This window comes from Azospira sp. I13, assembly GCF_003112695.1.
GTDB lineage: Bacteria > Pseudomonadota > Gammaproteobacteria > Burkholderiales > Rhodocyclaceae > Azospira.
Window position 1 is genome coordinate 205,867 of sequence record NZ_BFBP01000003.1, and the last position, 24,443, is coordinate 230,309.

Here is a 24,443-nt window from a genome sequence, read left to right on the forward strand (position 1 = left end):
CCCTCTCACTAGCCGCCCATCCCTCGCGCCAATCGTTCCTCCTGTACCGTTTTCAATGAGTTGAAATGATTGTTGCGAATTGTTATCATTTGTAACTGAAGAGAGCCAGCCATCCTGCCGCCGCTTGTAGGGCTACGGAAAGTCAGCCAGATGATCAATATTTCTGACATGGACTTTCACCGTGCAAGCATTCACTTCCACCGGTCGCGCCGCCGGTTTCCAATTCAAGCTCAAGACCCTTCCCCTGATGATGGCCCTGGCCCTCCCGGCCTTTGTTCAGGCCCAGACTGCCAAAGGAGAGCAGGTGCTCTCCACGGTGCAGGTTTCCGCCCAGGAGCTGGGGGAAAAGACTGAAGGCACCGGCTCCTACACCACCGGCAAGACCAGGACCGCCACGCCTCTCAGCATGTCCCTGCGTGACACGCCCCAATCCGTCTCCGTCGTCACCCAGCAGCGCATCCAGGACCAGGGGCTGTTGAGCATCACCGACGTGCTCAACAACGTCACCGGCGTCTCCGTGAACCAGTACGAATCCCACCGGGGCCAGTTCACCGCCCGGGGCTTCGACATCAACGCCCTGATGATCGACGGCGTGCCCACCACCTGGGAGCAGCCCTGGAGTTCCGGCGAGATCATGACCAGCCTGGCTATTTACGACCGGGTTGAAGTGGTGCGTGGCGCCACCGGCCTGACCACCGGTGCCGGCGACCCTTCCGCCGCCGTGAACATGGTGCGCAAGCGCGCCAACAGTAAGGAGCTGACGGGTACGGTGGAGTTGGGCATCGGTAGCTGGAACGAGCGACGCACCATGGTCGACGTCTCTAGCCCCGTCAACGAGGCCAAGACCTTCCGCGCCCGGGTGGTGGGCGAGCATGTGGAACGGGATAGTTGGGCCGACAACCTCTCGAACAAGAACCAGACCCTCTTCGCCACTTTCGAAGCGGACCTGAGCCCCAATACCCTGCTCTCCGCCGGCATCAGCCGCCAGGAGAATGACCCCCGGGGCGCCATGTGGGGAGGCCTGCCGGTCTGGTACAGCGACGGCACCCGCACCCACTGGGACCGCTCCAAATCCAGCGCCGCCAACTGGACGCGCTGGAACACCGTCTACGAAAACTACTTCGCTACCCTCGAACACCGCTTTGCCAATGATTGGAAGATCAAGGCCTCCTACAGCCACGGCGACCGAGAAGCCGATTCCTACCTGCTCTACCTCTTCGGTGCCCCCAGCCGTACCACCGGCCTGGGCATGGGCGCCTGGCCCGGCTCCTACAAGGTACGCACCAAGCAGGAAGACGTGAGCCTGCAGGCCAGCGGCCCCTTCCAGCTGTTCGGCCGGACCCACGAAATGGCCTTGGGGTACACCCACTCCACCCAGAATTTCCATGCCGACAGCCGGGCTGCCGCTGGTGGTGCCGTGCCCGACTTCAATGCCTGGAAGGGCAACTATGCCGAACCGGCCTGGGGCCCCCTGAGCTACTACGGCATGGGTTCCACCAAGCAGGAGGCCGTCTATGGCGCCGCCCGCTTCAACATTGCTGACCCCCTGAAGGTCATCCTCGGAGCCCGTGTCACCAACTACCAGCGCTCCGGCGATGAAGCGGCCAGCAATCCCTATTCCATGAGCGTGAACCACAAGGTGACGCCCTACGCCGGGATCATCTACGACCTCAACGACACCTACTCGGTCTACGCCAGCTACACCGACATCTTCCAGCCCCAGCAGCGGCGCGACCTGAGCGGCAAGTATCTGGACCCGATCCTGGGCAAGAGCACCGAGGCCGGCATCAAGGGCGAATTCCTCGGCGGTCGCCTCAACGCCTCCGCCGCGGTCTTCCGCATCAAGCAGGACAACCTGGCCCAGAGTACCGGCCTGATGATCGCCGGCACCACGCCGCCGGAAACTGCCTACCGGGCCTCTGAAGGCGCCACCAGCGAAGGCTTCGAGTTCGACCTCTCCGGCGAACTGGCGCCGGGCTGGAATGCCAGCGCCGGCTATTCCAAGTTCAAGGCCACCGATGCCAACGGGGCCGACGTGAATAGCATCTACCCCCGCGAGCTGGTACGCCTGTTCACCTCCTACCGCCTCTCCGGTGCCCTGGCCCCGGTGACCGTGGGCGGTGGCGTGAATTGGCAGGGCATGACCTACACCAACGCCCTGACGCCCCTCGGCACCACCGAGCGGATCGAGCAGAAGGGCTACGCCCTGGTGAACCTGATGGCCCGTTACGAGGTGAGCAAGCAGCTTTCCGCTCAGCTCAACGTCAACAACCTCTTCGACAAGACCTACTACGGCATGTTCGATGCCTACAGCCAGACCACCTATGGTGCGCCGCGTAGCGTCAGCCTGTCGATGAAGTACAAGTTCTGAGGCCGGGGCCAGCGTGCAGAACGGATCCATCAAAACCTGGTCCTGGGTGCATAAGTGGAGCAGCCTGGTCTGCACTGTCTTCATGCTGCTTCTCTGCCTCACCGGGCTGCCCCTGATCTTCCACCACGAGCTTGGTCACCTGCTGGGCACCGAGGTGGAAGCACCGGAGCGGCCCGGTGTCACCACCCGGGTCAGCCTCGACCGGGTGGTGGAGATCGCCCGCTCCTACCACCCGGAGCGGGTGGTGCAGTACGTCTCCCAGCCCGACGACAGCCCGGATCTGTGGTTCGTCACCCTGACGCCGACCCCCGAGCCCACCGACGACTTCCGCTCCGTGGTGGTGGATGCTCGCACCGGCGAGGTGTTGGGCCAACCCCGCTTCGACCAGGGCTTCATGCGGGTCATGTTCAAGCTCCACGTGGATCTCTTCGCCGGCCTGGCGGGCAAGCTCTTTCTCGGCTTCATGGGTCTTCTGCTGCTGGTGGCCATCGTCAGCGGCGTGGTGCTGTACGGGCCGTTCATGCGCAAGCTGGAATTCGGCACGGTGCGCCGTGACCGGCGGCCCCGCCTGAAATGGCTCGACCTGCACAACCTGCTGGGCATCGTCACCCTGGTCTGGCTGCTGGTGGTGGGCGCCACCGGCGTCATCAATACCTGGGCCGACCTGCTCATCAAATACTGGCAGCACGACCAACTCAGCGCCTTGCTGGCACCCTACAAGGGACAGCCCACCGTGCCGGTGGCCGAGCGCGGCTCGTTGCAACGTTCCCTGGAGGCCGCCCAGGCCCGGGCGCCGGAGACCACCTTGTCGTTCGTCGCCTTCCCGGGAACCGCCTTCGCCAGCCCGCACCACACCATCTTCTTCATGCGTGGCAACGAGCCCTTCACCTCCCGCCTGCTCAAGCCGGTGCTGGTGGATGCCCGCAGTACGGAAGTCACCGCGGTCCCCGGACTGCCTTGGTACCTCACCGCCCTGCTGGTTTCCCAGCCCCTGCATTTCGGCGACTACGGCGGCCGGGCCATGCAGATTCTCTGGGCACTGCTCGATATCGCCTCGATCATCGTGTTGGGTAGCGGCCTTTATCTCTGGTTGCGCAAGGGCAAGGTCGCCCGGCAGGCGGAGGGGTCGTCGGTGCAACCGCCCGAGGTCGGGCCGGAAGGCAAGCCGGCTTCCCTGCAAGGGGAGGGCGCACGATGAGCAAAAGCCATCATCTGAGTACCAGTGCCATCTGGGGCTGGCCGGTACTGCTTGGCCTGCTGACCACCATCGGCCTGGTTGCCGCCCTGTTCAGCGACGGCGGCTTCGGCGACTTGCTGGCTGGCTTTTGCCTGGGCATTCCCGTCGCTGTGGGCCTGTGGTTCGGCTGGCTGCGGCCGCGCCGTAACGTGCCGGAATAGGTCCATCGCTGCCGGCCCGGGCGGGGCCGGCAGCGATGGAGCAGGACGATTTCGCCATTTCGTCAGTACTACATCTTGTTGCGGCGCAAAAATGTCTTGCTATTCCTGCGCTAGCGGTGCATAGTGCGCTCCAGCGATTTTCAAGTACTGTAGTTGTTCTTCGGTTTGTCTCCGCGTTCTGCGGCTTCTTCCCCGTCTCCTCGCCGTCTTGATACTCGCCCCACCCGCGGGGCCAGGCCCCGTTACATCTATACATCAGGAGCATCAAGACATGGCTAACGGTACTGTTAAGTGGTTTAACGACGCCAAGGGTTTCGGTTTCATTTCTTCCGAAGACGGCGAAGATCTCTTCGCTCACTTCTCCGCCATCCAATCCAACGGTTTCAAGTCCCTGGCTGAAGGCCAGCAAGTGACCTTTGATATCGTGAATGGCCCCAAAGGCAAGCAGGCCGCCAACATCAAGGTCCTCGGTTAAGGCGCCAGCAGCACAAAGGGCCTCCCGGCCCTTTTTTTTCACCCATACACCGAGGAATTACATGGCAAAAGAAGAACTGATTGAAATGCAGGGCGTCGTACAGGAAGTCCTGCCTGATTCCCGTTTTCTGGTCACTTTTGAGAACGGGCACAGCCTTGTTGCCTACACCGCCGGCAAGATGCGCAAGCACCGCATCCGTATCCTGGCAGGTGACAAGGTCACCGTCGAACTGTCGCCCTACGATCTGAACAAGGGCCGTATTTCCTTCCGTTTCCTGGAAACCCGGGGACCGGCTCCCGCCAACCGGGCGCCGCGGCGGCACTAAAGCTGCTGATTCACACACAATAGGTATAAATGATCCAACACAACGAAAGCGCTTTTGCCCAGGGCCAGGCCCTGTGTCATCAACGCGGTATTCAAGTTCTCCCCTACGGCAACTCCTGGTGGCTCCTTGGCCAGGGCGTCAGCCGAGTCGTTTCCAGTCTGGCCGGGCTCTCCCATGAGGATATTTGTCCTGTGCCGGTATTTCATCGCTAGGCCGTTCAGTTCGGCCCCACCGGTATCTCAGGTAGCACCCCTGGCAACATAGATCGTTGGCCGGCATATCAAATCCATGTGCCGCTGCCCGCAGCAACCCGACGCTGCCTTGATTGAATCGCCGCCACTGCCTGTTTGTTACCCATGCATACGCCGCTCCGGTTTTCCGGCGCGGCGTTTTCGTTTTTGGCGGGGAAGTGACGACGTGATATATCGCCGGGTGATGTTATTTTCCGCAGGCGTTACCCTCTGAGGCCTTTTGCCCCTTGGCCCCTTTGGCCCTTAGCCCTTTAGCTCCTGAACCACCGGCTGCTGGCGGCATGTTGCGCCCTACGCAGCAACCAGGCGCAGCACGGTGATTTCCGACGGGGCACCGAGGCGCTTGGGCGGGCCCCAGTAGCCGGTGCCGCGGCTGGTGTAGACCGTCAACCGGCCCAGCCGGTGCAGGCCGGCGGTAAAGGGTTGTTGCAGGGGCACGAAGAAATTCCAGGGCCAGAACTGGCCGCCATGGGTATGGCCGGAAAGCTGCAGGTCGAAGCCGGCGGCTGCCGCAGCCGGGGCCGAGCGGGGCTGGTGGGCCAGGAGGATACGCGGCAGGCCTGTCGGGCTGCCGGCCAGGGCTGCTGCCGGGTCGCTGGCCTGGGCCGTATCGAAGGCGCCGGCCGAATAGTCTGTCACCCCGGCCAGCACCAGACGGGCGCCGTGGTGGGTGATGACGGTGTGGCCGTTGTGCAGCCCCTGGAGGCCGATGCGCTCGAACTCCGCCATCCAGGCCGCCGCGCCCGAATAGTATTCATGGTTGCCGGTGACGAAATAGCTGCCGTGGCGGCTGCGCAGCTGGCCCAGGGGCGCGGTGTGCTCCCATAGATACGCCACACTGCCATCCACCACGTCGCCGGTGATGGCCACCAGATCGGCCTCCAGCCCATTGACCCGATCCACGATGGCCTGCACGTAGTCCCGCTTGATGGTGGGCCCCACGTGGATGTCGCTGAGCTGGACGATGGTGAAGCCCTCCAGTTCCGGCGGCAGGTCGGCCAGGGGCACCTCCACCCGGACGATGCGGGCCACCCGCCGCGCATTGATGTAGCCGAAGCCGGTGAACAGGCCGGCGGCAGCCACCACCCCCAGAGCCGTGGGCTCCGCCAGGGAAGGCGCGCCGGCCAGCAGCAGGCCTACGTCCCGCAGCAGGGTCAGCACCAGTACCGAAGAGAAGAGGCCCATGGCCAGGCTGCCCAGCCAGCTCAGTCGATCCGCCAGGGTCGGGTTATCGGTGGCGAAGCGGCCCAGCAGGCCCAGGGGCACCAGGCAGGTAGAAAGGGCCAGCCCGGCAATGGCCAGGGCCAGGGCGGCGGGAGGCAATTCCAGGGGCGGCAGCAGGCGCCAGCCGATATAGGCGTGCAGGCCGCCCATGAGCGGCAGCACGCGCCACAGAGCCCGGCGCAGGCGGCCGGGCAGGGCCGAATGATGCGTGGCAGGACCCGGAGTTGGGGGCGAGGTCAGGGAGGTGGGGCGCATGGGGCTTTATCCATGAATGAGCTACGCATCGTTGCGATGGAGCATTCTGCTTCGTAAGGCAGCGCTGATGCCGTTCCTTTACCTTGCCCGAAAGCAATTCCCTGGGGGGCAAGGGCAGGGGCCGTCTGGGGAGGGGCATAGATCGGCGGCAGCATGATGAAGTAACCCATTCCCACCCCAGCCCTCCCCTTGAAGGGGAGGGGGGGTGCTTCGTCAGCGCTGGTGCTGGTTAAAGATAGGGGCGGTGGTTCTAGGCCGGCTGGTGGGCCTTGTCAGCATGGGGCATGGGCAAGGCCCGGGGGAGGTAGCTTTAGGCGGTCAGGCCTTGTCGGCCGGCTTGTCCGCGGCCTTGGCCTGGGGCTCGGTGCATTCCGCCTGGGGCGTGCAGCAGCGGCTCCAGCGGCTGTGGAAGCGGCCTTTGAGCTGTGCCCGCTCTTCCTCCGTCAGACTTTCCCAGTGGGCCTGATGCTTGTGCCCGTGGTGCTTGCAGCCGTGGTGAAAGCCGCCGCGCATACCGCCGAAGAGAATCCTGCTCAGCACCAGCACGCCCAGGGCCTGCCAGTAGCCGATGGGGGAGACCCCGGCAAAGAGGTCGGGCAGCAGGCAGTTCCACAACTGCATTACCACCCAGGTAACGGCGCCGATGCCGATTACCGCCAGTAGGCCGAATTTGAAACAGCGCGAGACGCAGCCGGATTTTCCAGTTCTACATTTCATGTCTTTTTTCCTGTTCAGGGTTGGGGTTCGTAAAGAGGCTGCAGGCGCTGGCGCAGGTGCAGCACCGCCTGCCGCTTCCAGCCGAGCAAGGTATTCAGGGGCACGCCGCTCTCGGCCGCCATTGCCTTGAAGCTGCGGCCATCGAGTTCGTGGGCGATGAAGGTTTCCCGTGGCCCAGGCGCCAGTTCCTCCAGGGCCGTGGCGATGGCATCGAGCCACAGGCGGCGCAGATAGGCCGCCTCCGGCCCGCCATCCGCCGCCGGCAGGGCGATTTCCAGCCAATGTTCCTCCTCGCCGTCGGCCGGGCCGGCTACGGGCAGGGGTTCCTCCCGGCGCTTGCGAAAGCGGTCCACGATGCGGTGGCGGGCCACCCGGAACAGCCAGGCGCCCACCTGCTCGATGGGCTCCGGCAGGCGCCAGGCTTCCACCAGTTCAAAGAACACGTCCTGCAGAATGTCTTCCGCCTCGCCCGGGTCGGGCACGCGCCGGCGAATGAAACTGCCCAGCCGCCCGCTTTCCCGGGCAATGGCTTCACTCAGGCGTTGGTTCTGCTCGGCCATCAGGCGGGTCTCGTCACGGGGCAGGGGGAGAGGGAGGGGGAACGAAGTGTCCATGCCAGGGTAGACGAACCACCGGCGCGGATATTGTGGCTGGGCAAAAAAATAGTGGGGCAATGGCGACAGGGGCTGGGCGCCTCCCCGGCGCAGGGAATCGGGCCTTTCCGCAGGAAAACTGCCTCCCCGCCGGGAAACCCGGATAATGGCGGCCAATTCGTTTCAACGCCATTTTGGATCGCCCCATGGAAATCAAGGTTAACTTTCTCGACAAGCTGCGTCTGGAGGCCAAGTTCGATGACTTCACGGTCATCGCCGACCAGCCCATCCGCTACAAGGGCGACGGCTCGGCGCCGGGGCCTTTCGACTACTTCCTGGCCTCGTCGGCCCTCTGTGCGGCCTACTTCGTCAAGCTGTACTGCGAGACCCGCAACATCCCCACCGAGAACATCCGCCTCTCCCAGAACAACATCGTTGATCCGGAAAACCGCTACCAGCAGACCTTCAAGATTCAGGTCGAGCTGCCGGCGGACATTTCCGAGAAGGACCGCCTGGGCATCCTGCGCTCCATCGAACGCTGCACGGTGAAGAAGGTGGTGCAGACCGGCCCCGAGTTCATCATCGAGGAAGTGGAAAACCTGGACGCCGACGCCCAGGCCCTGCTCACCGTCAATCCCGATGCCGGCCACCAGACCTACATCCCCGGCAAGGACCTGCCCCTGGAGCAGACCATCGCCAACATGTCCGCCTTCCTGGCGGGCCTGGGCATCAAGATCGAGATCGCCTCCTGGCGCAATCTGGTGCCCAATGTGTGGTCCCTGCACATCCGCGACGCCCACTCCTCCATGTGCTTCACCAACGGCAAGGGCGCCAGCAAGGAAAGCGCCCTGGCCTCGGCCCTGGGCGAGTACATCGAGCGCTTGAGCTGCAACCACTTCTACACCCACCAGTTCTGGGGCGAAGAGATCGCCAACGCCCCCTTCGTGCACTACCCCAACGAGCGCTGGTTCAAGCCCGGCAAGAAGGACGCCCTGCCCAAGGAAATCCTCGACGACTACTGCCTTGAGATTTACAACCCGGACGGCGAACTGCGGGGCTCCCACCTCATCGACACCAACTCCGGCAACGTGCAGCGCGGCATCTGCTGCCTGCCCTTCGTGCGCCAGTCCGACGGCGAGGTGGTGTACTTCCCCTCCAACCTCATCGACAACCTCTACCTCAGCAATGGCATGAGTGCCGGCAACACCCTGGTCGAAGCCCAGGTGCAGTGCCTGTCGGAGATTTTCGAGCGGGCGGTGAAGCGCGAAATCCTCGAAGGCGAAATCGCCCTGCCCGATGTGCCCCAAGAGGTGCTGGCCAAGTACCCCGGCATCGTCGCCGGTATCCAGGGCCTGGAAGAGCAGGGCTTCCCCGTGCTGGTGAAGGATGCCTCCCTCGGCGGCCAGTTCCCGGTGATGTGCGTCACCCTGATGAACCCCCGCACCGGCGGCGTCTTCGCCTCCTTCGGTGCCCACCCCAGCATGGAAGTGGCCCTGGAGCGCAGCCTCACCGAACTGTTGCAGGGCCGCAGCTTCGAGGGCCTCAACGACCTGCCCCGGCCCACCTTCGAAAGCCAGGCGGTGACCGAGCCCAACAACTTCGTGGACCACTTCATCGATTCCAGCGGCGTGGTCTCCTGGCGCTTCTTCAGCGCCAAAGCCGACTACGACTTCGTCGAATGGGACTTCTCCGGCCACGGCGAAGAATCCAACGCCCATGAAGCCGCCACCCTCTTCGGCATCCTGGAAGAGATGGGCAAGGAAGCCTACATGGCGGTGTACGACCAGTTGGGTGACAGTTTTCACGCGGTGGCCTGCCGCATCCTGGTGCCCGGCTATTCCGAAATCTACGGGGTGGATGACCTGATCTGGGACAACACCAACAAGGCCCTGGCCTTCCGTGAAGACATCCTCAACCTGCACCGCCTGAGCGACAAGCAACTGGCCGCCCTGCTGCAACGGCTGGAAGAGAGCGAGCTGGACGACTACACCGACATCATCGGCCTGATCGGCGTCGAGTTTGACGAAAACACTGTCTGGGGCCAGCTCACGGTGCTGGAACTGAAGCTCCTGATCCACCTGGCCCTCAAGCAGTTTGAAGAAGCCCACGACCTGGTGGGCGCCTTCCTGCAATTCAACGAAAACACCGTGGACCGCGGCCTCTTCTACCAGGCCATGAACGTGGTGCTGGAAGTGGTACTGGATGAAGACCTGGACCTGGCCGACTACGAAGCCAACTTCCGCCGCATGTTCGGCAACGAACGCATGGACGCGGTGCTCGGCTCTGTGGAAGGCACCGTGCGTTTCCACGGCCTGACCCCCACCAGCATGAAATTGGAAGGCCTGGACCGGCACCAGCGGCTGATCGACAGCTACCGCAAGGTGCACGCAGCGCGGGCGAAGGTGGCGGGTTAAGGAAAATCCTACGCCCGGCCCATTGATGGATGGGCGGCAGCCGACCGAATCTGTGGGGGATAACAAGCCTGTAATCTGAACTGTTCAGTCCCGCTCAAATGAAAATAGCCACCCGTTTTCGGGTGGCTATTTTCATTTGAGGTGCAGGTGAAGGCTGCTCCACACACTCCCTATCTGCGGCAGCGGGTTATCCGGAACAGTCAGGTGTTGGTTCTGCTCGGCCATCAGGTGGGACTCGTTGCGGGGCAGGGAAAGGGAGAACGATGTGTCCATGCCTGGGTGGACGAACGGGGAGCATGGATACCAGGGTCAGGTTGGGCTGGCTATGGGGGCCTTGAATTCAACCTTGAGTCAGACTCTTGTTATTCCATATGGTTAACGGCACGATGGGTGAATGAATAGTATTTTTCTACGGTGCCGTTAACCATTACAAACTTACGCTATGGCCTTACTTACATTCTCCGAAGCTCTACACGACTCAGATAGATTCAGTCGTCGGCACGTCTTACTTGGAAACGGTTTCAGCATAGCCTGTCGTCCTCACATATTTGCCTACGGAAAACTATTTGAGCAGGCCGATTTTTCGAAGATATCTTCGACAGCCAAGAATGCTTTTGAAGCTCTGAAAACTCAAGATTTCGAGAAGGTTATTAAGGCGCTTCGTGACGCAAGTAAGATCGCTACTGCTTATGGTTGCCCACCTCCATTTTCTGCTGCTCTTGCAGCAGATGCGGATGGACTCAGGGAACTTCTCGTTCAGACAATTGCTGCCAGCCATCCCTCATGGCCGGGGGAGTTAACAGATGCTGAGTATCAAGCTTGCCGCTCATTTCTATCTAACTTCAAAACCATATACACGCTTAACTACGATCTATTGTTGTACTGGGCTCAAATGCATACAGCAGAAGGTGAAACACCATCTTCCGATGATGGGTTTCGAACTCCCCAGGACGACTTCGAATCTGCCTACGTGGTTTGGGAACCGGATCAGAGTCATGATCAAAACATGTGGTTTCTCCACGGGGCACTTCATGTGTTTGACTCAGGTACAGAAATTCAAAAGTACACATGGAGTAATACCGGCATTCGTCTGATTGATCAGATTCGAGATGCTCTAAGTAAGGACTACTTTCCTCTTTTTGTATCTGAAGGAACGAGTGCGGAAAAATATGAACACATCCGACACAATGATTACTTGGCAAAGGCATACAGAAGTTTCAGTTCAATTCAAGGGGCGCTATTCATCTTTGGTCACTCTCTTGCTGAAAACGACAACCACTACCTCCGCAGCATTCAACGTGGAAAGATTTCACACCTCTATGTCGGCCTATATGGCGACCCGAACTCGGAAGCTAATAAATTCATCACACGACGCGCTAACGAGCTTACGAATGGCCGCCGTGCCCGCAACCCGTTGAGCGTCAGTTATTTTGATGCAGCCAGCGCCAAGGTATGGGGAACATGATGGCTAGCCCTGTGGCGCATTGGACTTTGTTTGATACGGCGTCATAGCTTTGTTCATCTAGTTGCTGAGGCTAACAGGTATGAACGCACAAGACCCTCGTCTTCGTGAAATCTGGCAGCAAGGGATGATTCCAGTTATTTATCGTCAAAGCCGACCTAATCCAGTGTTGGTGCGTATTCCATACTCTCCGGACAATTTTGGGTGGGTTCGTGGTGAGCGGCGTCATAAACCTGCGTGGAACTCCAGTTACAAGTGCTGGGCAACTCCTGTTGCATGGTTTGACGAGTTGGTAGAGAAAGCGCTCCGGGACTATGGAAAGGTATATGTTATCCAGCTCTACAAAGAGCACCAAAAATGTGCGCCAGCCTGCTGGAACGCCAAAGGATTTCACTGCGAGTGTTCATGTATGGGTAGTAATCACGGATCGGGCCATCCCAGCGGAAAATGGCACGAAGTCTCAGAAACCTTTGCCTTCCAGTGGGGGCCTCGCAAGTATGCTTGCCGCCTTCTCGCGTCAGCTAACGTATCCAATCCAAGGTCCAATGAGGTAGTCAAATAGATGTTGTGCGATGAATCTGTTCAGCATCCAATTGGTTTGTGGTTAAGCGTTTATGTCTCCTATCGCCGCATGTTCGGATTGCGTCAGTTTGTTAACGTTTGCCGGATAGGGGTGTTGTCGGCTTAGGAACACCAAGCTTGAACGCTTGGTAAAAGAACAGATTCTTGCCTGATTTAGCACAACAGACGAACGACCAAAATGACTGACTAAGTTACGAAAAGGCCGCCCGTCCCCGGGCGGCTTTTTCATTTGCGGTTTTCGGCTAACCCTCAGCCAAACACCGTCGTACTCCTCCCTCCCTTCAGCCGCTTCAACGTCGCCACCAGGTGATCCACTTCCTGGCAGGTGTTGTAGAAGGCGAGCGACGGCCGCACCGTGGGTTCCAGGCCGAAGCGGCGCAGGATGGGCTGGGCGCAGTGGTGGCCGGAGCGCACGGCGATGCCTTCCTGGTTGAGGGCTTTGCCTACTTCCTCGGTCTTGAAGCCTTCCAGCACGAAGAGGGCGAGGTTGTTTACGGCGGTTAGGTTATGGAAGTGGCTGACACCAGATTGCAGAAAGTCAGCTTGGGAGGGAAAGCCAGCAGTGTGTCGAATTTCTTGAGTTGTTCCGCTGCCGGTGCAAACCGTAAATGAGCCTCCCACGCGGCTTTGTCTTCGTAGGATTCATACAGGATGTATTTGTCGGCGTGCTCATCCGGCTGTTGGACCGCATAGTGGCGAATGCCTGGCTCGTTCTTGGCCAGGGCGAGCAATGCGCCTAGCACTTCACCGAGTTCTGCGGACTTCCCCGCTTTCGCTTCAAGCTCAACCAGCAATACAAACATGGGTGCAACTCCTCTCTATGGATGATTTGGAGTTGGCAGATTGCCGGCCTTACCTAGCGGGGTATTGTAAAAATGCGTCTTGCTGCGGGCGAGTTGCAGGTATTTCTCCGGGCTTGAGCCCACCCGAGAACGGAAGTCATGAATGAAGTGTGCTTGGTCGTAGTAGCCACTGGCCAAGGCTACATCGGTGGTGTCTGCCGACGGATTCAACATCAGTTGCCGGATGGTGTGCTGGAAGCGGCTCAGGCATCGCATGTCGTTTGGCGTCTGGCCTGAAAATGCCCGCCAGCGTCGCTCAAGCTGGCGGCGCCCCAGCCCTGCCAGGGTGGCCAGGGCATCAACCGTAAGTCCTGTGGATCGGCGATAAAGTTGGGACAACCCTCGTTCGATCAGCAGGTCGGCTGAATCTTCCCGCAGCTTGCCGACCAGGAAGGTCTGAATAAGTGCAATCCGCTCTCGCTGGTTATCGGCGTAGGAAAGGCGACGGGTCAGGTCGGCGCCGGCCAGGCCCCATAGGTCTTCCACAGAGGGGGTTGCGTCTATCAGTTCCGTGGCGGGAATTGGCGTGAATCGATGCAGCATTCCTATCCTGAAACGGACGGCAATAAAGCCAATGCCGGCATTCGGCATCAAGGTGAGCGGCTTGCAACGGATGCAGAACAGGTGGCCCTGGCTGAGGGAGCTGTTTGTGGCTCCGTTGCTGGATTCACAATGAAACGGCGTGCCGTAATGGAAATACAGTTCAGCACCTGTCCCCGGGAGCAGCATGGGCAGGCGAATCGCTTCCGACGAATCCGCCTCCCAGCCCCAAAAACGATCGATGAACGGTCGCAATTCAGGGGTTGGGAGCAGGTGAAAGGTCTTCATGGGCAAACGTCGCTGCGGAATCCTGCCGATTTCAATAGAGGGGTCGGGCCTTCAGTCCAGTAATGAAGCCTGGGGGGCTGGGCACATTCTTGAAATGTACAGAATATGAATTCCGGATACAAAAAAGGGCGCCCCAATGCCTAACATCGGGGCGCCCTTTTGTTGCGTCAGCAGAGGCTTAACGGAACACCGTCGTACTCCTCCCTCCCTTCAGCCGCTTCAACGTGGCCACCAGGTGATCTACTTCCTGGCAGGTGTTGTAGAAGGCCAGGGACGGCCGCACCGTGGCTTCCAGGCCGAAGCGGCGCAGGATGGGCTGGGCGCAGTGGTGGCCGGAGCGCACGGCGATGCCTTCCTGGTTGAGGGCCTTGCCCACTTCTTCGGTCTTGAAGCCTTCCAGCACGAAGGAGGCGACGCTGGCCTTGTCCCTTGCCGTGCCGATGATGCGCAGGCCGGGCACGGTTTTGAGGCCGTGGGTCGCGTATTCCAGCAGGGCGTGCTCGTAGCGGGCGATGTTTTCCAGGCCGATGCGTTCCACGTAGTCCAGGGCGGCGCCCAGGCCCACGGCGTCGGCGATGTTGCCGGTGCCGGCTTCGAACTTGTTGGGCGCCGGTTGGTATAGCGTCCGCTCGAAGGTGACGTCGGCAATCATGTTGCCGCCGCCCTGCCAGGGCTGGGTGGCTTCCAGGATGGCGGCCTTGCCATAGACCACGCCGATGCCCGTGGGGGCAAAGACCTTGTGGCCGGAGAAGACGAACCAGTCCGCATCCAGGGCCTGCACATTGACCCGCAGGTGGGAGACGGATTGAGCCCCGTCCACCAGCACCTTGGCGCCGGCCCGGTGGGCCAGGTCCACGATTTCCTTGACCGGGGTGATGGTGCCCAGGGCGTTGGAAACCTGGGTGATGGCCACCAGCTTGGTCTTCTCGTTGAGCAGTTTCTGGTACTCGTCGAGGCGGATCTGGCCATCGTCGTCCACCGGGATGACGCGGATCTTGGCGCCTTTCTCGGCCGCCAGCCGCTGCCAGGGGACGATGTTGGCGTGGTGCTCCAGGATGGAGACCACGATTTCATCGCCGGCGCCGATGTTCTGGCGCCCCCAGCTCTGGGCCACCAGGTTGATGGCTTCGGTGGCGCCCCGCACGAAAATGATTTCGTTGGCCGAAGCGGCGCCGATGAAGCGCGCTACCTTGTTCCGTGCCGACTCGTAGGCATCCGTGGCCCGGGCCGCCAGTTCGTGGGCGGCGCGGTGGATGTTGGAGTTTTCGTGGGCGTAGAACCAGGCCAGCCGGTCGATCACCGCCTGGGGCTTGTGGGTGGTGGCGGCGTTGTCGAACCACACCAGGGGCTTGCCGTTCACCCGTTCCGCCAGGATCGGGAAGTCGCGGCGGATGGCGTTGACGTCCAGGGGCGGGTGGGAAAGCGGCTGCACCGGCGACTCGGCCTGGGCCGCATCGGCCCCCACCGGGTCGAGGAAGTAGAAGGAGGAACTGCGGCTGGGCACGGCGGCGGGAATGCTGCCTTTGCTTTCCCGGGGCGCCTTGTTGTCAGCCAGCAGGGCCTTCAGCTCTTCCGCACCGGGCAGGCCGAAGGACTGGGCTGAAACCCGATCCTCCCGCGGCACCACGATCTCGTTTTCCTTGGGCAGGTGGGCAGGGTAAGCGCTGCCTTCGCCCAGGAAGTAATAGGGCGTGGCGGGCGCGAACACCGGGGCGGCGGATGAGGCGGACTGGGGCAGGGCCGGGGCATAGGCCTCGGGCACGCCCAGGGCGGAGCCGCCAGGGCGGCCGGTGCCGGGCGCAGCTTCCAGTGCGGAGTCTGGAACCCCGTTCTGGGAGGTGGCCGCCGGCGCCAGGGAAGGCGCCCGCTGACCCAGGGCGATCACCGGCTCGTGGGACTGGGGAGCCACGTTGCCCACCGGCGCGGGATTTTCCACGGGGCCCGGATTGCCCGGCAGGGCGGCGAAGAACTCGCTCGCCAGCCGGGCCAGGGTGGCCTCGTTGGGCAGCCCCGCCGGCAGCAGCCCGGCCAGGCCTTCCGGCGGGTTACTTGTAGGTGTCGGGGTAGTCATGGTACTTGCCGATCTCCACGTCATCGAGCACGGCCAGGGCATCTTCGGTCAGCACGGCCAGGGAGCAATAGAGCGAAATCAGGTAGGAGGCGATGGCGTTGCGGTTGATGCCCATGAAGCGCACCGACAGCCCCGGACTCTGTTCGCCGGCCAGGCCGGGCTGGAACAGGCCGACCACGCCCTGGCGCTTTTCGCCGGTGCGCAGCAGGATGATCTTGGTCTTGCCGTCCTCGATGGGCACCTTGTCGGAGGGGATCAGGGGGATGCCGCGCCAGGTGAGGAATTGGGAGCCGAAGAGGGAAACGGTGGGGGGCGGCACGCCGCGGCGGGTGCATTCGCGGCCGAAGGCGGCGATGGCCAGGGGGTGGGTGAGGAAGAAGGCGGGTTCCTTCCACACCTTGGTCAGCAGGTCGTCCAGATCGTCCGGGGTGGGGGCGCCGGTGAGGGTGGAGATGCGCTGGGCCTCGTCCACATTGGCCAGCAGGCCGTAGTCCGGGTTGTTGATGAGTTCGGATTCCTGACGTTCCTTGATGGTCTCGATGGTCAGGCGCAGCTGTTCCTTGATCTGGTCGTGGGGGCTGCTGTAGAGGTCGGAAACCCGGGTGTGCACGTCGAGGATGGTGGTGACGGCGTTGAGGAAGTATTCCCGGGGCTGGGCGTCGTAATCGACGAAGGTCTGGGGCAGCTCGGATTCATCGCGCTGGGAGCAGGCAACGCGCACGTCCCGGGGGTTCTTCACCTTGTTGAGGCGGTAAATGCCGGCTTCCACGGGCAGCCATTGCAGCAGATGCACCAGCCAGCGGGGCGTGATGGTGGATAGCTGGGGCGTGGTCTTGGTGGCATTGGCCAGTTGCCGCGCGGCGTTGTCGCCGAGGGCCTGGGCGCCTTCCGGATGAACGACTTCGGTCATGGGTGACTCTCCTTGATTGCGTTGTAGTTGAGCGGTGGTTTGAAAAAAGGAATGGGGAGACTCAGGCCGCGGCGGCCTTGAGGGGCGTCGGGGGCCGCGGTGAATGCTGCGAATGTTGAGAATCGGCCTGGGTCACGTGGCTGCCCGGGGGCACGCTATGGGTGAGCCAGACGTTGCCGCCGATGGAAGAGCCCCGGCCGATGGTGATGCGGCCCAGGATGGTGGCGCCGGCGTAGATCACCACGTCATCCTCGACGATGGGGTGGCGGGGCTGGCCCTTTTCCAGGTTGCCCGCCTCGTCGGTGGTGAAGCGCTTGGCGCCCAGGGTGACGGCCTGGTACAGGCGCACCCGCTGGCCGATGACAGCGGTTTCGCCGATGACCACGCCGGTGCCGTGGTCGATGAAGAAACCGGCGCCGATAGCGGCCCCCGGGTGGATGTCGATGCCCGTCTCGGCATGGGCCAGCTCGGCCACGATGCGGGCCAGCAGAGGCACGCCCAGGCGGTAGAGCTGGTGGGCCAGGCGGTGGTGGATCATGGCCACCACGCCCGGGTAGCAGAGCAGCACCTCATCGACGCTGCGGGCCGCCGGGTCGCCGCTGTAGGCGGCTTCCACATCGGTATCAAGCAGGGCGCGGACCTGGGGCAGGCTCTCGGCGAACTGGCGCACGATGGCGACGGATTTGTCCTCCAGCGACTCCACCGATGCCTCCCCGCTGCCGCCGTGGCGGGCGGCATAGCACAGCTCCAGGCGCACCTGGCCGAAGAGGGCTTCCAGGGCCGCATCCAGGGTGTAGCCGATGTAGTAGTCCTCGGTTTCCTGGTGCAGCTGGGCCGGGCCCAGGCGCATGGGAAAGAGGGCGCCTTGCAGCTGGGTGACGATCTCCTGCAGCACCTCGCGGGAGGGCAGCTCCCGGCCGCCCACGTCCTTCAGGCGCTGCTGGCGTTCGCGCCAGCGTTCCCGCTCGGCCCGCAGGCCGGCGACGATGGCGCCCAGGTCCCACTTGCCGCCGAGGCGGGAAGTGTCGCGGCAGCCGTTGTTGGGGGGCGTGGTTGGCGTACCCATCTCAGTCCTGCACCCAGGGCAGGGCGGCGTGGCGCCAGCCGCCCAGGGCACCGCGCTGCTGCTGTTCGTCCAGGTCGCCCTCGAAGCCTTCGAGGATGTTGAAGACCTGGGTGAAGCCGGCCTTGGCGGCGGCCTCGGCGGCCAGGGCCGACCGCTTGCCGCTGCGACAGAGCAGCAGCACCGGCTGGTCCTTCTTCACCTTGGCTTCCAGCTCCTTGACGAAGCGGGGGTTGCGGTTGAGGGCGGTGCCGGTGGCCCAGGCCACGTGCAGGGTCTCAGGCACATGGCCGACGAACTTGCGCTCTTCGGCGGTGCGCACATCCACCAGCGCGGCGGCGCCGCTGGCGAAAAGCTCCCAGGCTTCCTGGGGCGTGACGCCGCCGGCATAGGGCGTGCCCTCGGCCAGGGCGGCGGCTTTGGCTCGTTCGAGAATGGGGTGCGGGGCAGCAGGCAAGGCCTCGGGCGTGTTGCCGAGGTGGGGGTGGGCGGCAACGCTGTTTAAGGCGGTGCGGGTGGCATGAACGGACATGGGGCGGCTCCTCCTGTGATGGCCCGGGCTGCAGTTCCCGGCGATGGAGGAAAGCCTAGCGGCGAGGTGCTTATTATCAAAAAGACTATTTTGAAATGCGTATATTGCTTAAACGAATATATGCGGATGGCTTTAGTCGGAGGTGCCGCCCAGGGCCAGCAAAGAACATAAAGGCCTGGATGCTGCTCAAGGCGTGGAGCGAGCCGCATGTGCCAAGCAGGATTGCGGGCCTTTCTGAGGGACGGTCGCCCGTCTTGGGAGCGGCTGACCATCAATAGGTGTTTCGTTTCGCCCACAGGGCTGGCGTTGCCAGCGACCCGGGGCTTGCCGGGGATATCGGGGGATATCGGGGGATATGCCTTGCATGTAGCCCCGGGGCGCCGGGCGTTGTGCGGCGCTGGGCAGATATTGCGACTCCCGGTTACTGCGCCGCGGCGGCGGCCCGGGCCAGTTCCTCTCGGCTCAGTACGAACTCCCGGTTGTTGGCCAGCCGTTCCACCGCCAGGTCGATGAAGCGCCGCACCCGGGCCGGCTGGGCCTGGCGGCTGCCGTAGTAGAGGAACATCTGGTAGCTGTCGGTCATGTGTTCCACCAGCAGGGGCACCAGGCGCCCGCTGCGGATCAGCCCGGCGGCAGTAGGCACGGCTACCTGGGCGATGATTTCGCCGGCCAGCACGGCGTGCAGTTCCAGCTGTTCATCGTTGGTGCAGAAGGCCGGGCGCACCGGGTGGTATTGCTCGCCGTCCCCCATCTTTACCCGCCAGGGAATGACCCGGCCGTCCTCCGGGTGGCGAAAGGCGCTGCAACGGTGGGTGTCCAGATCGTTGAGGCTACGGGGCACGCCATGCCGCTGCAAATAGCTGGGGGCGGCGCAAATCAGAAGCTGCATGGGGAAAAGGGGGCGGGCGATGAGCCCTTCCTCCGGCGAGGCGCCCAGGCGAAATCCCACATCCACCCGTTCCTCCACCCAGTTGCTGCGCCGGTCGTCCAGCTCAATGTCCGGCTGCACCTCCGGGTAGAGGCGGCAGTATTCCTCGATCACCGGGCCGATGACCGATACGGAAACCGAGCGGGGGCCGACGATGCGCAGGGGCCCGGCCAGGTCTTCCCGGGTCTGCCGGGCGCCATTCAGGGCCTGCTGCAGGCCGAGCAGGGAGGGCTGGGCCGCCTCGAAGAAGCGCTGGCCTTCTTCCGTCAGAGACATGCTGCGGGTAGTGCGGTGAAAGAGCCGCACCCCCAGGTGCTGCTCCAACTGGCCCAGGGCCTTGCTGGCGGCCTGGGGGGAAATCTGCTGGGCCGCCGCGGCCTTGCTCAGGCTGCCCAGTTCCACGGTGCGGATGAAGGTGGTGATGGAGCGTAGTTCGTTGATGGCCATGAGCCGCTTTCCCGGGGTTATTTACATCATATGGTTGTAAATAATACAAACTATTTGCCGGTAGTTTGATGTTTGTGGCCCCGCTACAGTTCGTCCATCGCGTTTTCGGCACTTGCTGGCGCTTTCCCCATTCCCTTCAGGAGGATTTGCTCATGGACAACTTCACTTTCTTCAACCCCACCCAGGTCGAATTCGGCAAGGACAAGGAACAGGCCATTGGCCGCCACCTGGCCGAGCACGGCATCAAGAAGGTGCTGCTCTGCTACGGTAGCGAGCGCATCAAGCGGGACGGCCTCTTCGCCGTGGTCAGCAAGAGCCTGGCCGAGCAGGGCATCGCCTTCGTGGAATGTGGCGGCATCGTCAGCAACCCGGTGATTTCCAAGGTGCGGGAGGCCATCGCCCTGGCCCGCGACCATCAGGTGGAGGCCATCCTCAGCGTCGGCGGCGGTTCCGTGCTGGACAGTGCCAAGGCCATCGCCGCCGGCGTGCCCTACGCCGGCGACGTGTGGGACCTCTTCATCGGCAAGGGCCGCATCGAATCCGCCCTGCCGGTGTTCGACATCCTCACCCTGGCCGCCACCGGCAGCGAAATGAACAACGGCGCCGTGGTCACCAACGAGGCCACCCAGGAAAAGTTCGCCATCACCTCCGTGCATACCTATCCCAAGGTCTCCATCGTCAATCCGGCCCTGATGAAGACCGTCTCCCGGGATTACCTGGTGTATTCGGCGGCGGACATCATCGCCCACGCCATCGAGGGCTATTTCACCGCCAAGGACGAGCCCCGCTTCCAGTCCCGCCTGGTGGAGGCCATCATCAACACGGTGATCGAAACCACCGAAACCCTGCTGGCCGACCCGGAAAACTACGAAGCCCGGGCCGAGTTCGCCTGGGCGTCGACCCAGGCCCTCAACGGCCTGCTCTACGCGGGGATCTCCGGCTACAGCTACCCCAACCACATGATCGAGCACTCCCTCTCGGCCCTCTTCAACGTGCCCCACGGTGCCGGCCTCTCCGTGGTCATGCCGGCCTGGATGAAGTGGTACCACAGCCGCAACCCGGTCCAGTTCCAGCGCTTCGCCAAGTACGTGTTCGGCGTGGAAACCGCCGAGCAGGGCATCGCCGCCCTGGAAAAGTGGTTCGACAAGATCGGCACCCCCACCCGCCTTTCCCAGCTGGGCATCACCGAGGCCGACCTACCCAAGACCATCGACAACGTCCTGGGCAACGCGGTCCACTTCGGCGTGGCCGAGACCTATCCCCGGGAAGTGGTTGCCACCATTCTCAAGAGCGCCCTGTAAGCAAGGGAGGCTGCCATGAAAAAACTGCTGGCCGCAGTTTCCACCGCCGGCCTGCTGGCCGGCAGTGCCCTGGCCGATGAGGGTGGTGCCGAAGCCTGGGCGGTTCGCGTCACCCGGGCCGGTAGCCAGGCCTCAGTAGCCGGGCCGGCCAGCTTCTTCACCGGCCGGGTGCGTATCGATGGGCCTTTCTCCGGCAGCGGCGGCGCTCGGGCCGGTGGCGCCAGCGTCACCTTCGAGCCCGGAGCCCGCACCGCCTGGCATACCCATCCCCTGGGCCAGACCCTCATCGTCACCGCCGGCGCCGGCCAGGTGCAGCAGTGGGGCGGCCCGGTGCAGACCATCCGGGCCGGCGATACGGTGTGGATACCCCCCGGGGTCAAGCACTGGCACGGTGCCGCACCCACCACCGCCATGAGCCACATCGCCATCGCCGAGGCCCTGGAAGGGAAGGTGGTGGACTGGCTGGAGCAGGTCAGCGAGAGCCAATACAGCGTGCAGTTGGATACCGCTCCGGTAGCCCAATGAAAAAAGGAAGCAGAAACATGGCAATGGAAAAATGCCAGCTGGGCCACAGCGATGGTGCAGCCGGCATTCCCACCCAGGGCGGGCGTTATCCCGAAGCCCCGGCAAAACGGACTGGGCTTTGAGCAGCGAACCCCAGGGGCCCCAGGAAGCGACCGCCAGCGCACCGGACCTGCCGCCGGAAAATGAGCCTGAGAAGGGGCTCAGGGTGCTGGCCATCCTCAGCGCCCTGATGTCTTTCGCCTCGGTCTCCACCGACCTCTACCTGCCCGCCCTGCCGGCCATGGGGGCGTCGCTGCACGCCGATGCCGGCGCGGTGGAACTGACCATTTCCGGCTACCTGATCGGCTTCAGCCTGGGCCAGCTCTTCTGGGGCCCCATCGGCGACCGCTACGGCCGGCGCCTGCCCATCACCCTGGGCCTGCTGCTGTTCATCGTCGGCTCTGCCGGCTGCGCCCTCTCCACCAGCGTGCCGATGATGATCGGCTGGCGCCTGGTGCAGGCCGTGGGTGCCTGCGCCAACGTGGTGCTGGCCCGGGCCATGGTGCGGGACCTCTACGTGGGCCACCAGGCGGCCCGCATGCTCTCCATCCTGATGACCGCCATGGCCATTGCTCCCCTCATCGGCCCCAGCGTGGGCGGCCTGATTCTCCATGTGGCTTCCTGGCACGCCATTTTCTGGGTGCTGGTGGGGGTGGGCCTGCTGACCCTGTGGGCCCTGACCCAACTGCCCGAAACCCTGCCGCCGCAGCGGCGCAATAAACAGTCCCTCCTGGCGGCCCTGCGGGGCTACGGCCAACTGCTGTGCGATCCCCGCCTGCTGGCCTACGCCGGCGTCGGCGGCTGCTTCTATGGCGCCATGTTCGCCTACGTGGCCGGCACGCCGGTGGCCTACATCACCCACCATGACGTCTCGCCCCAACACTACGGCCTGCTCTTCGCCCTGGGCATCGTCGGCATCATGGCCGCCAACCAGATCAACTCCCGACTGGTGCGCCGCCACGGCATCGACCGCCTGATCCGCTTCGGCGCGGTGCTGGCCACCGCCTCCGGCGGCGTCGCCGCTCTTGCGTCCTGGCACGACTGGGGCGGCCTGTGGGGGCTGGTAATCCCCCTGTTCTTCTTCGCCGCCGCCACCGGCTTCATCGTCGCCAACGCCATTGTCGGCGCCCTGGACAAGCACCCCGAGCGAGCCGGCTTGGTCTCCGCCCTGATCGGCTCCCTGCAATACGGCACGGGCATCCTGGGCTCGGCCTGCGTCGGCTATTTCGCCGACGGCACCCCGTTCCCCATGGGGCTGACTATTGCGGTGTTCAGTGTGGGGAGTTTGCTGTTTTCGCTGGGACTCAAATCAGATGGGGATGCCTAAGGGGGCCTCAGTAGGAAAAGTACTGATGCTGTTCTCGGCCATTGCCGGCTGCTTCTCGGCCTAAGCTGTCATCTAGTGGAAGAGCCACCGATGGCAGCTTTACACAAAATTCCGGACATGCCCATGGAACTCATAGCGAGTGATGGTGGTTCAAGGCGGCACAGGCTTTGCGGACGGTGTCTGCGAGAACGCCCTGCAGGGGGTGCGGTGCTGCGATGTCCGGAAGTAGCATATTCACCTGGTAACCGATGGCAACGGTCAGCGGCCGCACTACCAGGTCCGGTCCGCTGAGTTCCAGTGCAGTGAACGGGTTGACGATGGCTACGCCCAGGCCCTGACGCACCATGGCGCAGACGGCCACTGCGCTGGTGGTTTCAAACAGGGTTGCGCGATGTACTTTAGCGTCCTCGAACATCGCATCAATGGCGGTTCGATACGGATCGCCAACCGCGAGACTGATGAAGCGCTCGCCCGTAAAGTCGCAGGGCTGCAGTCGCGCCTTGAGGCACAGGCTGTGATCACGTGGCAAAACAGCCACTTCATTGACTTTCAGCAAGGGCTGCAAGCCAACGCCAGCAGGCGCCTCTTGGGTTTCACTCAGTCCCAGGTCAAAACGCTGCTCACTCATGGCTTGCTCCAGCCAGGGGGACTCTAAGGGATGCACGCTGACGCCTTGGTCAGGGTGTGCATGTGAGAGGTCTACCAGTGCGCGGGGTACCAAGGCATGGGCCAATGCCGGCAAACATGCAATGCGCAAGCGACCTGTCACCTGCGTGCGCAATTCGCTGGCGCGCGCTGCGATCTGTTCCAAGCCGATAAACGAGCGTTCAACTTCCTTCATCAACGCAAGTGCCCGCACGGTAGGTCGTAATCGGCCTCGCACCCGGTCAAAAAGGTTAAACCCCAGTAACTGCTCCAGACGAGCCAGCTCGCGACTCAAAGTGGGCTGGCTTGACGCGCACGCGTCAGCTGCACGCCCTAGGTTGCCGTGCAGCATGATGGCGCGAAACATCGTCAACTGGCGATGAGTTAGATTCATATCAATATTGAATAGTTATACGACAAGAATAGTATTGATTGAATGAATTATGAAGTGGATCATCCGCTCATGAACCCGTTTACTCCCGTGACCATCGCTCCTTTGGCCCAGCAGTTCGGCACCCCGTTGTGGATTTATGATGCCGAAATCATTGCGCGCCAGATTGCCGCTCTGCGGTTGTTTGACGTCGTGCGTTTCGCTCAGAAAGCCAACGCCAATACACACATCCTTCGCCTCATGAAGCGACATGGCGCAGTGGTGGACTCGGTGTCTTTGGGCGAAATCGAACGCGCATTGGCAAGTGGTTTTACGCCGGGCTTGCACAACGGGCACGCAGACATCGTGTTCACGGCCGATCTGCTGGATCGCGCTACGCTGGCGCGCGTGGTGGAACTTAATATTCCCGTGAACTGCGGCTCCATGGACATGCTGGACCAATTGGGTGCGGTCAACCCGGGGCACCCGGTGTGGCTACGCATCAACCCAGGTTTCGGGCATGGCCATTCCAAGAAAACAAATACCGG

At 62.7% G+C, this 24,443-nt stretch carries 22 protein-coding genes and 1 pseudogene; 11 read left to right on the forward strand and 12 right to left on the reverse strand.

What is annotated here, in order from left to right; genetic code table 11:
• Window positions 1-181: 181 nt before the first annotated feature.
• The 5 genes from fhuE to infA all read left to right on the forward strand — a co-directional run bounded on the left by fhuE (window position 182) and on the right by infA (window position 4,569).
• Window positions 182-2,371 carry a ferric-rhodotorulic acid/ferric-coprogen receptor FhuE gene (gene fhuE / locus AZSI13_RS03395; RefSeq protein ID WP_201262292.1) on the forward strand — a complete coding sequence of 730 codons (2,190 nt, stop codon included), beginning with the start codon at window positions 182-184 and terminating at the stop codon, window positions 2,369-2,371.
• Between the two features lie 13 nt (window positions 2,372-2,384).
• Window positions 2,385-3,569, forward strand: a complete 1,185-nt coding sequence (locus tag AZSI13_RS03400) for a PepSY domain-containing protein (protein WP_109039777.1) — start codon at window positions 2,385-2,387, stop codon at window positions 3,567-3,569.
• Complete coding sequence (locus AZSI13_RS03405) at window positions 3,566-3,769, forward strand: hypothetical protein (protein WP_109039778.1); 204 nt, start codon at window positions 3,566-3,568, stop codon at window positions 3,767-3,769. Before AZSI13_RS03400 ends, AZSI13_RS03405 begins: the two co-directional genes overlap by 4 nt.
• Window positions 3,770-4,040: 271 nt before the next feature.
• The gene (locus tag AZSI13_RS03410) at window positions 4,041-4,244 is read left to right on the forward strand and encodes a cold-shock protein (protein ID WP_109039779.1); all 204 of its coding nucleotides are present in this window, start codon (window positions 4,041-4,043) and stop codon (window positions 4,242-4,244) included.
• Between the two features lie 61 nt (window positions 4,245-4,305).
• The gene (gene infA / locus AZSI13_RS03415; protein ID WP_109039780.1) at window positions 4,306-4,569 is read left to right on the forward strand and encodes a translation initiation factor IF-1; all 264 of its coding nucleotides are present in this window, start codon (window positions 4,306-4,308) and stop codon (window positions 4,567-4,569) included.
• A gap of 542 nt (window positions 4,570-5,111) precedes the next feature.
• On the opposite strand, the gene AZSI13_RS03425 is transcribed toward infA, so the two are convergent.
• The 3 genes from AZSI13_RS03425 to AZSI13_RS03435 form a co-directional block, all read right to left on the reverse strand.
• Window positions 5,112-6,299, reverse strand: a complete 1,188-nt coding sequence (locus tag AZSI13_RS03425) for a metallophosphoesterase (protein ID WP_109039782.1) — start codon at window positions 6,297-6,299, stop codon at window positions 5,112-5,114.
• A gap of 318 nt (window positions 6,300-6,617) precedes the next feature.
• Window positions 6,618-7,016, reverse strand: a complete 399-nt coding sequence (locus tag AZSI13_RS03430) for a hypothetical protein (RefSeq protein WP_201262293.1) — start codon at window positions 7,014-7,016, stop codon at window positions 6,618-6,620.
• A gap of 14 nt (window positions 7,017-7,030) precedes the next feature.
• Entirely contained in the window at window positions 7,031-7,630 is a 600-nt protein-coding gene (locus AZSI13_RS03435) for an RNA polymerase sigma factor (RefSeq protein ID WP_109039783.1), read from the reverse strand.
• A gap of 185 nt (window positions 7,631-7,815) precedes the next feature.
• On the opposite strand from AZSI13_RS03435, the gene AZSI13_RS03440 reads away from it, so the two are divergent.
• Together AZSI13_RS03440 and AZSI13_RS03450 are read left to right on the forward strand one after the other, a co-directional pair.
• Complete coding sequence (locus AZSI13_RS03440; protein WP_109039784.1) at window positions 7,816-10,023, forward strand: OsmC domain/YcaO domain-containing protein; 2,208 nt, start codon at window positions 7,816-7,818, stop codon at window positions 10,021-10,023.
• Between the two features lie 442 nt (window positions 10,024-10,465).
• Window positions 10,466-11,488, forward strand: a complete 1,023-nt coding sequence (locus AZSI13_RS03450; protein ID WP_109039785.1) for a DUF4917 family protein — start codon at window positions 10,466-10,468, stop codon at window positions 11,486-11,488.
• Between the two features lie 828 nt (window positions 11,489-12,316).
• On the opposite strand, the gene AZSI13_RS03460 is transcribed toward AZSI13_RS03450, so the two are convergent.
• The 8 genes from AZSI13_RS03460 to AZSI13_RS03495 all read right to left on the reverse strand — a co-directional run bounded on the left by AZSI13_RS03460 (window position 12,317) and on the right by AZSI13_RS03495 (window position 19,688).
• The gene (locus AZSI13_RS03460; protein WP_305765149.1) at window positions 12,317-12,640 is read right to left on the reverse strand and encodes an aminotransferase class V-fold PLP-dependent enzyme; all 324 of its coding nucleotides are present in this window, start codon (window positions 12,638-12,640) and stop codon (window positions 12,317-12,319) included.
• Window positions 12,568-12,870, reverse strand: coding sequence for a putative quinol monooxygenase (locus tag AZSI13_RS03465; RefSeq protein WP_109039787.1), 303 nt, complete (start codon window positions 12,868-12,870; stop codon window positions 12,568-12,570). Before AZSI13_RS03465 ends, AZSI13_RS03460 begins: the two co-directional genes overlap by 73 nt.
• Window positions 12,871-12,885: 15 nt before the next feature.
• The gene (locus tag AZSI13_RS03470; protein ID WP_109039788.1) at window positions 12,886-13,737 is read right to left on the reverse strand and encodes an AraC family transcriptional regulator; all 852 of its coding nucleotides are present in this window, start codon (window positions 13,735-13,737) and stop codon (window positions 12,886-12,888) included.
• A gap of 178 nt (window positions 13,738-13,915) precedes the next feature.
• The gene (locus tag AZSI13_RS03475) at window positions 13,916-15,808 is read right to left on the reverse strand and encodes a family 2A encapsulin nanocompartment cargo protein cysteine desulfurase (protein ID WP_109039789.1); all 1,893 of its coding nucleotides are present in this window, start codon (window positions 15,806-15,808) and stop codon (window positions 13,916-13,918) included.
• Window positions 15,783-16,718 (reverse strand): family 2A encapsulin nanocompartment shell protein, encoded by a 936-nt coding sequence (locus tag AZSI13_RS03480; protein WP_109039790.1) that lies wholly within the window; start codon window positions 16,716-16,718, stop codon window positions 15,783-15,785. Before AZSI13_RS03480 ends, AZSI13_RS03475 begins: the two co-directional genes overlap by 26 nt.
• A 61-nt stretch (window positions 16,719-16,779) precedes the next feature.
• Complete coding sequence (epsC, locus tag AZSI13_RS03485; RefSeq protein WP_165833285.1) at window positions 16,780-17,784, reverse strand: serine O-acetyltransferase EpsC; 1,005 nt, start codon at window positions 17,782-17,784, stop codon at window positions 16,780-16,782.
• Between the two features lies 1 nt (window position 17,785).
• On the reverse strand, window positions 17,786-18,313 hold the full coding sequence (locus tag AZSI13_RS03490) for a rhodanese-like domain-containing protein (protein WP_235609642.1): 528 nt from the start codon (window positions 18,311-18,313) through the stop codon (window positions 17,786-17,788).
• A 421-nt stretch (window positions 18,314-18,734) separates the two neighbouring features.
• Entirely contained in the window at window positions 18,735-19,688 is a 954-nt protein-coding gene (locus AZSI13_RS03495) for a LysR family transcriptional regulator (protein ID WP_201262294.1), read from the reverse strand.
• Between the two features lie 152 nt (window positions 19,689-19,840).
• Between AZSI13_RS03495 and AZSI13_RS03500 the strand changes: the two genes are divergently transcribed.
• From AZSI13_RS03500 to AZSI13_RS03510, 3 genes are all read left to right on the forward strand, one after another.
• Complete coding sequence (locus tag AZSI13_RS03500) at window positions 19,841-20,989, forward strand: iron-containing alcohol dehydrogenase (protein WP_109039791.1); 1,149 nt, start codon at window positions 19,841-19,843, stop codon at window positions 20,987-20,989.
• 15 nt (window positions 20,990-21,004) lie between these two features.
• Window positions 21,005-21,514 (forward strand): cupin domain-containing protein, encoded by a 510-nt coding sequence (locus AZSI13_RS03505; RefSeq protein ID WP_109039792.1) that lies wholly within the window; start codon window positions 21,005-21,007, stop codon window positions 21,512-21,514.
• Between the two features lie 118 nt (window positions 21,515-21,632).
• The gene (locus tag AZSI13_RS03510; RefSeq protein ID WP_201262295.1) at window positions 21,633-22,880 is read left to right on the forward strand and encodes a multidrug effflux MFS transporter; all 1,248 of its coding nucleotides are present in this window, start codon (window positions 21,633-21,635) and stop codon (window positions 22,878-22,880) included.
• 130 nt (window positions 22,881-23,010) lie between these two features.
• On the opposite strand, the gene AZSI13_RS03515 is transcribed toward AZSI13_RS03510, so the two are convergent.
• Window positions 23,011-23,919 carry a LysR family transcriptional regulator gene (locus tag AZSI13_RS03515; RefSeq protein ID WP_109039794.1) on the reverse strand — a complete coding sequence of 303 codons (909 nt, stop codon included), beginning with the start codon at window positions 23,917-23,919 and terminating at the stop codon, window positions 23,011-23,013.
• Between the two features lie 69 nt (window positions 23,920-23,988).
• Between AZSI13_RS03515 and AZSI13_RS17885 the strand changes: the two are divergent.
• Window positions 23,989-24,443, forward strand: a pseudogene (locus AZSI13_RS17885) (diaminopimelate decarboxylase); the annotation flags it as partial.